The organism is Moraxella sp. ZY210820 (assembly GCF_030674635.1).
Classification (GTDB): Bacteria; Pseudomonadota; Gammaproteobacteria; order Pseudomonadales; family Moraxellaceae; genus Acinetobacter.
This window is the reverse complement of the sequence record NZ_CP089978.1, coordinates 1,095,409-1,108,134: the sequence shown is the minus strand read 5'-3', so window position 1 is coordinate 1,108,134 and position 12,726 is coordinate 1,095,409. Positions and strand designations below refer to the sequence as shown.

At 35.5% G+C, this 12,726-nt stretch carries 11 protein-coding genes; 1 reads left to right on the top strand and 10 read right to left on the bottom strand.

What is annotated here, in order from left to right:
- Nucleotides 1-12: 12 nt before the first annotated feature.
- From rseP to LU301_RS05575, 7 genes are all read right to left on the bottom strand, one after another.
- Nucleotides 13-1,383: an RIP metalloprotease RseP gene (gene rseP / locus LU301_RS05605; protein ID WP_305273687.1), complete on the bottom strand. Its 1,371-nt coding sequence runs from the start codon at nt 1,381-1,383 to the stop codon at nt 13-15.
- A complete protein-coding gene (gene ispC / locus LU301_RS05600) occupies nt 1,383-2,582 on the bottom strand; it encodes a 1-deoxy-D-xylulose-5-phosphate reductoisomerase (RefSeq protein WP_305273685.1) in 1,200 nt (399 codons plus the stop codon). Before ispC ends, rseP begins: the two co-directional genes overlap by 1 nt.
- Nucleotide 2,583: 1 nt before the next feature.
- Entirely contained in the window at nt 2,584-3,474 is an 891-nt protein-coding gene (locus tag LU301_RS05595) for a phosphatidate cytidylyltransferase (RefSeq protein ID WP_305273683.1), read from the bottom strand.
- A gap of 11 nt (nt 3,475-3,485) precedes the next feature.
- Entirely contained in the window at nt 3,486-4,181 is a 696-nt protein-coding gene (uppS, locus tag LU301_RS05590) for a polyprenyl diphosphate synthase (RefSeq protein ID WP_305273976.1), read from the bottom strand.
- A 137-nt stretch (nt 4,182-4,318) separates the two neighbouring features.
- Nucleotides 4,319-4,873 carry a ribosome recycling factor gene (frr, locus tag LU301_RS05585; RefSeq protein WP_305273681.1) on the bottom strand — a complete coding sequence of 185 codons (555 nt, stop codon included), beginning with the start codon at nt 4,871-4,873 and terminating at the stop codon, nt 4,319-4,321.
- Between the two features lie 104 nt (nt 4,874-4,977).
- The gene (gene pyrH / locus LU301_RS05580; RefSeq protein WP_305273679.1) at nt 4,978-5,715 is read right to left on the bottom strand and encodes a UMP kinase; all 738 of its coding nucleotides are present in this window, start codon (nt 5,713-5,715) and stop codon (nt 4,978-4,980) included.
- A gap of 153 nt (nt 5,716-5,868) precedes the next feature.
- The gene (locus tag LU301_RS05575; RefSeq protein ID WP_305273677.1) at nt 5,869-8,040 is read right to left on the bottom strand and encodes a TonB-dependent receptor; all 2,172 of its coding nucleotides are present in this window, start codon (nt 8,038-8,040) and stop codon (nt 5,869-5,871) included.
- Between the two features lie 375 nt (nt 8,041-8,415).
- Here LU301_RS05575 and putP point away from each other — a divergent pair, with 375 nt between their 5' ends.
- A complete protein-coding gene (putP, locus tag LU301_RS05570) occupies nt 8,416-9,921 on the top strand; it encodes a sodium/proline symporter PutP (RefSeq protein ID WP_305273675.1) in 1,506 nt (501 codons plus the stop codon).
- 196 nt (nt 9,922-10,117) lie between these two features.
- Here the strand turns inward: putP and zapE are convergent, their stop codons facing one another.
- The 3 genes from zapE to LU301_RS05555 form a co-directional block, all read right to left on the bottom strand.
- Nucleotides 10,118-11,239, bottom strand: a complete 1,122-nt coding sequence (zapE, locus tag LU301_RS05565; protein WP_305273673.1) for a cell division protein ZapE — start codon at nt 11,237-11,239, stop codon at nt 10,118-10,120.
- 114 nt (nt 11,240-11,353) lie between these two features.
- Nucleotides 11,354-11,851 carry a hypothetical protein gene (locus tag LU301_RS05560; protein ID WP_305273671.1) on the bottom strand — a complete coding sequence of 166 codons (498 nt, stop codon included), beginning with the start codon at nt 11,849-11,851 and terminating at the stop codon, nt 11,354-11,356.
- A 26-nt stretch (nt 11,852-11,877) separates the two neighbouring features.
- Complete coding sequence (locus tag LU301_RS05555) at nt 11,878-12,666, bottom strand: hypothetical protein (RefSeq protein WP_305273669.1); 789 nt, start codon at nt 12,664-12,666, stop codon at nt 11,878-11,880.
- Nucleotides 12,667-12,726 lie beyond the last annotated feature (60 nt).

Here is a 12,726-nt window from a genome sequence, read left to right as displayed (position 1 = left end):
ATATTGTGCAGTTTATAACCGCATTAAGTCATTAAATAAAGCTAGTAGCATTAAACCGCCTAGCAATACTATACCAATTTTAAAACCTACAATTTGTACCGCTTCTGAAACAGGCTTACCACGCACCATCTCAATGATATAATAAACCAAATGCCCACCATCTAACATTGGAATTGGCAATAAATTTAAAATACCTAAGCTAACACTCATCATCGCCATAAATGCAAAAAATGTCTGCCACCCCATTTCTGCAGTTTGACCTGCAACTTTCGCAACTGAAATCGGTCCTGAAATATTATCCAAACCAATTAATCCTTTAATCATTTTAACAATCGAACCAACTATCATAACCGATAAGTCATAGGTTTTCTCAACTGCTTTAGATAAAGCTTGCATTGGATTATAATGCACAATTTGCTTATATTCATCAGGTACAACAAATTTTTCTGCTTGATGTTTTACACCAATACTACCAAAAATCTGACCATCTTGCCGAGTTGCTTGAGGCATAATTTTTAAGTTTACTACATTACCCTGTCTTAATACATCTATATGTAACGTTTTTTCTGGTGAATTGCGTATAATTGCAACAATTTCATACCAATCTTGTACAGGCTTTCCATCAATTTTGATAATTTCATCACCAACTTGCATACCTTGCAATTGAGCAGCACCACCATCAATCAATTCCGATACAATGGCTTTGATCGGTGGACGATAAGGATAAAAGCCTAAAACTTCTAATGGCGACTGTTGTGAATTACTCAAAAAACGCTCAATCGGTAATACAACGGTCTGCAACTGTTGCTCACGTTCAACTTGTAACTGAATTGTACCAGTTTCACCCACTCTATCAATTAAAGCCAAATGTAACTTTTCCCATGTCTCCACAGGTTTGCCATCAATCGCAACAATTTTATCCCCCTGATGTAAACTCACTTCAGCAGGTGTATTGGGCATAATTTTGCCAACGCGTGTATTCAACTGTTCACTTGCAGGTAAATAGAGTAACCAAAACAATAAGATAGCAAAAATTAAGTTAATTGCAGGTCCTGCAAAAACAATGAGAAAACGTTTCCACACCGATTGACGATTAAATGCTTGTTTTTGCTCTTGTTCACTTAACTTCGGTGGATTTCCATCTTGGTCTAGTTCACGCTCATCAAGCATACGCACATAACCACCCAATGGAATCACTGCTAATTGATAAACAATTCCCGTTTTTTTCGATTGCCATTTTAACAACTGTGGCCCAAATCCTATCGAATACACTAACACTTTTACGCCTAATGCTCGAGCAACCCAATAATGTCCAAACTCATGAATTGCAACCAATGGACCAAGTAAACAAATCGCCGCTACAATCATAATTAATACACTCATTATCTCACTCCTTGATTAATCCATTGTTGTGCAATATCACGAGCGTGTCTATCCGTATCAAGAATGATATCTAAGTCAATCGCCGTTTGTATTGTCATTTTATTCAATGTAAAATCAACCACTTGTGGAATGGCTGTAAATACAATTTGACCATTTAAAAATGCTTCAACGGCAATTTCATTACTCGCATTTAAAATTGTAGGTGCAGTCCCCCCCATACGCATGGCTTGACGTGCTAAGTTAAGTGCTGGGAATTTTTGAACATCAGGTTGTTGAAAGTTAAGCTGTGTATAATGGAATAAATCCAACGCTGGCACATCTGTTTCTATACGTTGTGGATAAGCTAAAGCATGTGCAATCGGCGTACACATATCAGGATTACCCATTTGTGCTAAGGTTGAACCATCAACATATTGCACCATTGAATGAATGATACTTTCTGGGTGAATCACTACTGTAATAAATTGCTCTTGCAGATTAAATAAATGACAAGCCTCAATCAATTCTAAACCTTTATTCATTAAAGTCGCTGAATCAACTGAGATTTTACGCCCCATTGACCAATTTGGGTGTTTACACGCTTGTTCAGGAGTTACTGTTTGTAATTGCTGTTCACTAAAATTTAAAAAAGGTCCGCCAGACGCAGTCAATAAAATTTTTGATACACCTAATTTAGGCTGTCCCTGCTGACCATCCGTTTGCATATAATGTTGTGGTAAACTTTGGAAAATCGCATTATGTTCAGAATCAACAGGTAATAATAGTGCTTGTGATTGTTGAACTGCATTCATCATGATTTCACCTGACATGACCAATGCTTCTTTATTGGCTAATAAGACACGTTTTCCAGCTTTAACTGCTGAAAGTGTCGGTAATAAACCCGCAGCTCCAACAATCGCTGCCATGACTATATCAACATCATGATGTTGAACAACATCAATTAGACCTTGTTCGCCTGTTAAAATTTCAATATTTTCTATTTTTTTTTCTGCTAATAATTGCTTTACTTCACTAGCTTTATGATGTGGTACAACCACAACTTTAGGTTGAAATTGCACACAAATATCCACCAATTCCGCTACACGATGTTGGGCTGTAACTGCGTAAACTTGATATTGCTCTGCGTGTTTTGCTAATACTTTTAAGGTACTTTGTCCAATAGAACCTGTCGCCCCTAAAATACAAACTGATTGCACCATATTATAACACCACACCCATTAAACTTAATAAATATAAGCCACACAAGAAAATAGGTGTTGCTGATAATAATGAATCCACTCGGTCTAATACACCACCATGCCCTGGTAAAATAGTTCCTGAATCTTTAATTCCCGCACGGCGTTTAATCATTGATTCAAATAAATCTCCTTGCACCGATGCAATGACTGTTATTATAGAAACAACCAAAAATACAAAACTTTGCACAATATTTAACGATAATGGACTTAATATTAAAGTCGCTATCATAATAATAACAGTTGTAATAATACCACCTATTAACCCTTCTATACTTTTATTTGGACTAACATATGGCGATAATTTATTTTTACCAAATTTTCGCCCAACGAAATAAGCACCACTATCAGCACCCCATACCAATAAGAATACATACATTAACCACCAAGGCGACATTTTCCATAAGAAAAACATTGAAAAAGCTGCACTTGGAATTACGATCGCACCAACAATATATAATGATTTACCATACCATTGCATATCATTTTTAGGAAATGTAAAGACCCAATACACACTCACTAACCAATAAATAATTACCAATAGTAAAGCGTATTTCAAAATTGAAAAAATCTCACCCATCTGTCCGAATATTGGAACAATCATGAGCAAACCAGAAATCCATGCTCCTATCACACCATATAAATAAGCATCGGTTTGACGTTTTTTAGCTTTATTAAAATCAATCACACCATCTTGTTCTAAAGGTGCTTTCGGCATTAATTTAAACCATTCATAACTAGCAATACCAGCAAGTAATGTCAGTAATAAAAACATAGGTGCAGGTTCACGTGTAGCAAACATACAACCTAATACAATCGCAACTAAAATCAATCCTGTAATAATACGCTGTTTCATCAGTCATATCCTTATTGTTGTTCTTGTTGTATTTGTTCAGAAGTTTTACCAAAACGACGTTCACGTCCAGCAAATATCGCTAAAATTTGGTCTAATTCTGCAGGTTTAAAATCTGGCCATAAAGTATCTGTAAAGAATAATTCACTATAGGCAAGTTGCCATAACAAAAAGTTAGAAATGCGATAATCTCCACCTGTACGAATAAATACATCAATCGCAGGCAAATCACTCAAACTAACATATTTTGAGACAGTATCACTGTTAATATTATCAACATTCAGTTGTCCTGCTTGTACCTGTTGAGCAATCTTTTTACAAGCATTAGCAATATCCCACTGCCCACCATAACTAATGGCGATGTTAAGACTCATGGCTTGATACTGAGCGGTTTCTTGCTCTGCATACGCCATTAAATCCTGCAATTTTGGTGATAATTGACTGCGGTCGCCAATAAAACGCATAGCTATTCCAAATTTTTGCATACGTGGTAATTGCTCATGAATAGCTTGTTCAAGCAACATCATCAACAATTCCACTTCATCTTGTGGACGTTGCCAATTTTCACTCGAAAATGCAAACACGGTTAAAGCACGAATACCAATCTTACGACAATGCTCCACGATTGGATCAAGGCTTTGCTTACCTGCCAAATGTCCTTGTCCCTTTACCATACCATGCTTTTTAGCATAACGATTATTACCGTCCATAATAATAGCGATATGTTGCGGTAATTGCCCTGTAGTGATTGCTGATGTATTCACGTTTTAACCCTGCTTTATACTCAATCATTGAGCGATACAATCATTAATCATCAATCGCTCAACATTTTACCCAAATTTTGAGTTTAAACTTTCATTAATTCAGCTTCTTTATCTGCCAAACGTTTATCCACTTCAGCAACATATTTATCTGTAATTTTTTGAATATCTGCTTCTGCACGGCGTTCATCATCTTCAGATATTTCTTTATCTTTTAATAATGTTTTAATATCACCTAATACATCACGGCGGATATTACGAATCGCCACTTTAGCATGTTCTGCTTCACCACGTGCCACTTTTTGCATATCACGGCGTGTTTCTTCCGTTAAAGCTGGTAATGGCACACGAATTGCATCAGCAGAAATTGGGTTTAAACCTAAATCACTTTCACGAATTGCTTTGTCAATCGCTGAAACCATATTACGCTCAAATGGTTGCACGATTAATGTACGAGAATCCTCAACACCAATGCTTGCCACTTGGTTTAATGGCACATCAGAACCATAATATGATACCATTACACCATTTAGAATTGATGGATTTGCACGACCTGTACGCACTTTTGCAAAGCCTTGTTCTAGTGATTCAAGACTTTTCTGCATACGCTGTTCTGCATCTTTTTTCAAATCGTTAATCATAACATTTTCCTATATTTCAATACTTAAAATTTATACAAATGATATGTTAGTATTTAAACATATCATAAGTTACACCATTCACTCATCAATGTACAGATTTCCCATTAGTTTGATGAAACCAATGTACCCTCTTTTTCACCCATTACCACAGATAATAAAGCACCTGATTTATTCATATCAAATACTTGTAATGGCACATTATGGTCACGACATAAACAAATCGCAGTTAAATCCATTACACCTAATTTTTCATCAAGCACTTGGTCAAATGTCAAATGGTCATATTTAACCGCATCATCATATTTACTTGGGTCTTTATTGTACACACCATCAACTTTGGTTGCTTTTAAAATCAAATTCGCTTCGATTTCGATACCACGCAAGCACGCTGCCGTGTCCGTAGTAAAGAATGGATTACCTGTACCCGCCACAAATACACACACTTCACCATTATTTAAATGACGAATTGCATCACGGCTTGAGTAAGGCTCACCCACTGTAGCAATATTCAATGCAGACATCAAACGAGTTTTAATATTACGGCGTACCAACGCATCACGCATGGCTAAACCATTCATCACTGTTGCCAGCATTCCCATTTGGTCGCCTGTTACACGCCCAACCAAGCCTTCTTTTTGCAAGGTGCTACCACGATACAAGTTACCACCACCCACAACAATACCGACTTGCACACCCAAACCTACCAAGTGAGCAATCGATAAAGACATTTGGTCTAAAACTTGAGCATCAATGCCCATTTCTTTATTGCCTGCTAAAGCTTCACCTGAAAGTTTTAATAAAATTCGCTGATAACGTGGGCGAGTATTTTGTATCGTGCTCATTAGCCTCTCCAAAATCTAAGATACGTTTTTTAAATAAACATTTTATTCTACATCATTTTTAGGCATAAGTCGATAAACAGAACAAAAAAGCACAATAATAAAGTAAAAAAGGCATGCTTAGCACACCTTTTTAATTAAAATCAGCACCTTAGCTTAGAATAAATAATTGACACGCAATAATACATTTCTCGGTGTACCTGGCATTGCACCAGAACGCCAATATTGTTTATTGGTTAAATTATTACCTGCAAGTGTAATACTCCATTGGTCATTTTTAAAGCCAATCGCACCATCTAAACGTGTAAAGCCATCAATTTTTTCTGTATTGGTATTATTCGCATAAAAATCGCCGACATACGTTGCACCTAATTCTGCATAAATTTGTTCAGTTGGCAAATAACGTACAAAAATATTACCCGTATGCTTTGATGTATTTTGCGGACGTTTACCAATCTCATTAGCATTAGTTGGATTTTTTGTGGTTTTTACATCATTATAACCATAACCACCACGCACATAAAGATTATCTAACACACGACCAATCACACTAAATTCAGCACCTTTGGATACCATTTCCGCACCAGAAGCCCATGAAGTTGGATCTTCACGGTCTCGCAAATAGCGTAAATTATGCTTTTTGATATGATAAGCTGAAAGTTGCGTATTTAAACGCTGATTAAACCAATCACTTTTTAGCCCAATTTCATATTGGTCATTATAAGTTGGTTCCATATTGAAACGACTTAAATCTTCAGTACTGCCCACCATACTTACCCCCATATTCCCACCAAATGGTGCAAAACTACGGCTATAAGATGCATAAATACTTTGCTGTGGAATCGGTTGCCATACAAGACCAATATTTGGACTAATCGTTTTATTTTTAACCTGACGATTATCGCCATTTAACTTATTGGTCGTAGAAAAGTCATAATAATCATAACGTAAACCAAGCATAAGTTTATATTGGTCAGAGAAACTGATTAAATCTTGTAAAAATACGCCATAATTGGTACCTTGATTATAATTATGTGTACGAATTTTCAATGTACCATCACGGTTATTTTCACTATATTGACCTGTATAAGGATTTAAATAACCAGTAATTAATTGACCTTGAGCATTTTGATTAGCAAGGCGTGGTTCACGCTGTTCGTAAATCCAATCGGTACCCAACATGATATTATGTTTGATATGACCAGTCAAAAACTCGCCTGTAATGTCCCATGTATTACTTGTGGTTTTATTATCAGTTTGTTGCCAATAATAATTTTGTGAAATTTCCCCTGCATGACCATTACACGAACCTAAATTGCCTCTCACTTGAGTGGTATCTGTCGCACAATATAAGCCTGTATAAAAATGGTCAAAATTTTGCGATGCTTCACGATGACTCAATGCCCAATGAAATTTCCAATTTGGCAAATATTCATATTTTAAATCTGTACGCAAAACTTTTAACTCATCATCTACAAAATCTTTAGGATGAGCAAAACCCATTTTTAATGATACATCTTTTGGCATATCTTCATAACGTGGGCTACGGTCAGGCACACGCTCTAACTTGTCATAAGTAAATTGTGTCGTCCATAATAAAGTTTCATCATCATTACGATAGCTGATACTTGGAGAAATCATGGCTAATTCAGAACTAATGCCTCGACGGAAACTATCACTTTTTGATTTTTCACCCGTTAAACGTACCGCCCAATTATTATTCAAAACACGGTTAATATCTAATGTACCGCCAACATTATCATAAGAGCCTGCGTACACGCCTAATGAACTTTTAGAGCTAAAGTTTGCATATTTTGAAACCATGTTCATTACGCCACCGCCTGCACTACGACCATAAAGCACAGAAGCAGGACCTTTTAAAATTTCAATACGCTCAACATTAGCAGTGCTACGGCGAACCTGTCCACTTTCACGAATACCATCACGGTAAATATCGCCTGTATCCGCACTAAAACCACGAATGCTAATCCCATCACCACGCATATCATAATTAGTCGAAACCCCAGGTGTACCTTGTAACATCACACTTAAATCATTAGCACCATACAGTTTATATTTGACAACATCAATGGTATCAATGGTTTGCGGAATATCTTTTTTATCCAAACCATTACGCGTAACATTCGCTTGTTTATAATCGACATAGGTTTTAATTGGATCGCCTTCTTCCATCGCTTCAACTTCAATGGTTGGTAATACAGTTGATGGTATTGCAACATCTTGAGCAAAAATTTGTGTACTAAATGCTAAGCCTAATAACGCAATCGCATTCAGTTGTTTAACTAAACATAATAAATGACGTTTCATAATTAACCTAATAAATAAAAATGAACCAATAAGATATGTTGATAATAATTATCAATATTTCCTGTATTATATATTATAATTACATAAAATCAACATAAATTCATAATAAGCATCAATCATTCACATTAAATCATTTTTATTTCTGTGAAAAACATCACTAAAATTTATAAAAAATCCAATATTTTTAATTTTTTATCGATAAATCTTATTAAAAATACTAGCTATTATTTCCGTTAATTTGCGATAATATCTTATTTTTAATCCATTATTGAAGTGCAATTATTTGTAATTTAAAAGATAGACCATCATTATTGTATATTACATCTTATTTGATAAAACATTGCACGGTACCCTATTTTGAAATTGGAGCAGAGCATGAATCCTACTATTATCATGTTTGCATTTTATATTTTTGTTATGTTAGCGATAGGTATGATTGCTTATCGCAGTACACAAAGTTCCGCAGATTATGTATTGGGCGGTCGGCGTTTAGGTAGCTTTGTAACTGCTATGTCAGCAGGTGCATCAGATATGTCAGGCTGGCTATTAATGGGCTTACCCGGTGCAGTCTATGCTGCAGGTTTGGTTGAAGCATGGATAGCGATTGGTTTAACTATTGGTGCTTATTTCAACTGGTTATTTGTGGCTGGGCGTTTGCGTGTGCATACTGAATATGCAAATAACGCTCTTACTTTACCTGATTATTTTTACCATCGGTTTGGTGGTAATAATATTGCATTAAAAGTCGTACCTGCATTTATTATTTTGCTATTTTTCACGATTTATTGTGCTTCGGGCGTTGTTGCAGGTGGACGTTTATTTGAAAACTTATTTGGAATTCCTTATGCTCAAGCCTTGTGGTATGGTGCTTTAGCAACAATTATTTATACCTTTTTAGGCGGTTTCTTAGCGGTAAGCTGGACAGATACCGTACAAGCTACGTTGATGATGTTAGCACTGACTCTTGCTCCACTATTTGTATTATTCCAGCTTGGTGGTTTTGATGAAATGCAAATGGTGCTAGTTCAAGCTGGCGAAGCAGCCAATCTCAGTTATACCGATTTACTTCCAGAAGGTACAACAGCAATTGGTATTTTAAGCTTAATGGCTTGGGGGCTAGGCTATTGTGGTCAGCCACATATCATCACCCGTTTTATGGCAGCAGATAGTATTAAATCCTTACATCAAGCACGCCGTATTAGCATCACATGGATGATTATTTGCTTAACAGGTGCGATAGCAGTGGGTTTCTTTGGTATCCCATATTTCTTTAGCCACCCTGAAATGGCAACAGTTGTCAGCCAAGACCGTGAACAAGTATTTATTGAATTGACGAAAGTATTATTTAATCCTTGGATTGGTGGTATTTTACTCGCTGCAATTATCGCCGCAGTGATGAGTACACTTTCTGCACAATTATTAATTAGTGCTACAGCCATTACAGAAGACTTGTATAAAGGTTTAATCAACAAAAATGCATCTGATAAACAACTTATTTGGTTGGGACGTATCATGGTATTAGCAGTTGCAGTGATTGCGATTATTATTGCACAAGATCCAAAAAGTCAAATTTTAGGTTTAGTGGCAAATGCTTGGGCAGGCTTTGGGAGTGCGTTCGGACCTGTAGTAGTGCTATCATTATTCTGGCGACGTATGACAGGTGCTGGTGCATTGGCAGGTATGATTGTTGGTGCATTAATTGTTAAATATTGGGATTCAGCAGTAGAAGGCTCAAATCTTGCCAATATCTATGAAATGATTCCAGCCTTTATTTGTGCTACGATTGCGATTATTATCGTTTCACTCATTACACCAAAACCATCACAGCAAGTGCTTGATAATTTTGATAAAGCAAATAATGAATATCAACAAGCAAAATAAAATCAATCATATAAAAAAAGATTGGGAATATTAAAACTCCCAATCTTTTTATTTTACCTATGGTAAATTATAGTCGATTTATATCAGAATAATACAATAAATGTAGGGGTTTATTACATAAACCCTTTGTAAAATCAATTGCTTGGGCGAATATGATTCGCCTCTACTGTTCAATTTTGAATTGAATTAACTATAATTATAATACTTCATTATCTGTTGCCTTAGCTTCAATTTGACGATGTAATGAATTGAGATAATCATCAGATTGCATTTCTAATAAACGAGAACGTGTCCGCTCAATTTCGAACGCTAATTTTTCGCCTTGATAGAGTTCAATAATACTATCTTGCGATGTTAAAATTAATTTCACACTACGGTCATAAAACTCATCAACCAAATAAATAAAACGACGTGTCGCATCAGATAATACATCATGTAAATGCGGAACATCGCTGACTAAAATAGTATTATAACGGTTCGCTAATTCAATAAAATCTGCAGGGCTACGTGGCTTTAAACATAATTCACGGAAATCACACCATAAAATATCATCACTATAAGCAATGGTTTGTACAGGACGATTGTTAATTTCAATCGCTCCTGTTTGTACTTGATGACCACCAATTAATGCATCAAAACGCCCTTGTAACCACTGTGTAGTTTCTGGCGATAATGGTGATTTAAATAATTGTGCTTGTTTTAATACACGCAAACGATAATCTACACCCGCATCAACATTTAAAATCGTACAATTTTTATTGACTAAATCAATGGTTGGTAAAAATCTATCTCGATGAATACCATTTTTATATAAACCATCTGGTGCAATATTTGATGTCGCCACTAAGGTAATACCGCGTGTAAACAATTTATGGAATAAATCACCTAAAATCATCGCATCAGTCACATTTGAAACGAAAAATTCGTCAAAACAAATGACTAAAGCTTCTTCACAAATTTTATCTGCAACAGTATCAAGCGGATTTTGCTGCCCAGATAATTTGTTTAATTCTTTATGAACGTGTTGCATAAAATGATGGAAATGCAAACGTTTTTTACGTTGTAAAGGTACACTATCAAAAAATTGATCCATCAGCCATGTTTTACCACGTCCGACACCACCCCACATATACACACCTTTAGGATGTGTTTTTTTACGCAAAAATGAAAAAAATCCTTTAGAATTTTGTTCAAATTCAACTAATTCTTGCCAAATGCGTTGTAACTCTGCTACAGCTTGGGCTTGGGCTTCATCGGGTAAAAATTTTCCAGATTCAATGGCTTGTGCATAACGCTGAGCTGGACTTAAATTCGACATAAATGACTCATCATACAAAAATTGATGGATATTACCATAAAATTATGGCGTAAATTTGTTAAGTATAACGAAATTTAGCTTAAAATTAAATATTTAAAGTAAAAAATCATCAAATTATGATGGATTGACTAATTTTTTCGGGTCAGTATTGCCTAATTCTGGGTGATTAATCGCATCTTCACATAAAGCTTTATCACGCAAATACATTTCACGTCTTTTTTCAATATCTCGACTATTATCTTGTAATGCTCTTGCCCATGCATCCATACTTTGTAAAGTCTTACGACACATCGCATATTTACCTTCGGTAACTGCATCATTCATTTTCACTTGCGTGAGCCAATCTTCAGTTAATTGACGAATCGGCTGACGTACTGAACCATCAAGCATATCAATTTTTTGTTCTTGCAATAACGTCTCAACTTGCTGTATAAATTGCCAAGCTCGTTGTGCGTGCATAGTCGCATCTGGACTTAATTTAACCGCAGGCTGAATTTTCTTTTCACTCTGCTGTTGATTTACAGTTGAATCGGCTTGTTTCTGACCACCACAAGCCACTAAAGTCATGGTTAATGCCGATAAGGTTAATAATTTTAAGGTTGATATCATCATGTTAGACTCCTATAACGATATGTAATTTATTGCATAACTGTCATCATTGTACGATAGACTTTCCGTTTTGCATCAGCGTGCTGTAACATTTGTGCTAAGCTGGGTAATTGTTGCCAATGCTCAGCTACTTCATTACCCTGCCAATCGCCCAATAATAACACTTTCTTTTGTTGCGTAATTACTTCAATATAACCTTGTTGAAAATAACCCATCATATTAGGTTCTATATCAATAAAATCATATCCCCATACTAGCACTTGATGCTGAATTTCTTTTTGTGTCAAACGCATTTGTATTTGATTAAAAAAATTTCGAATATTATGCCACAATCGCACATCTTCACGCTCAGCATGATGCGGTGCTTGAATATCCACATCAAATTGTGTCATCAAAACGATTTGTTCACTTATACAACTCGCTACAAAAATATTTTGTTCAAATTTATGCTGAATAATGGCATGATGATGTCCAACTTGAACCGTATGCTCATCGATTAAATCTCGATGATTTGATGAGTTTTCTAAAATTTGTTTAGTGATATTAATTTGTTGTGAACTGATAACTGATTGATATTCATCAACTTCATCAATGATAGTTTGTTGTGTTATATGATTTGCATGATTTGTATCTAACGGTTGATGATTTATATCTATTGCGATTGATGAACTTAATCCATCTGTCATGTCATCATTAGCATCATCATCTCGCCATACTGTTGAATATGGCATTTTTACACATGGCGTAGCAACTTCAACCCATGGTTGTATGCCCATAAGTTGCAATAATTGACGTTGATGATGTGATAAATTTGACATGATAAAAATCAAAAATAATTTTTGTCGATTATAACATATTTCATTTCATCAACAATAATT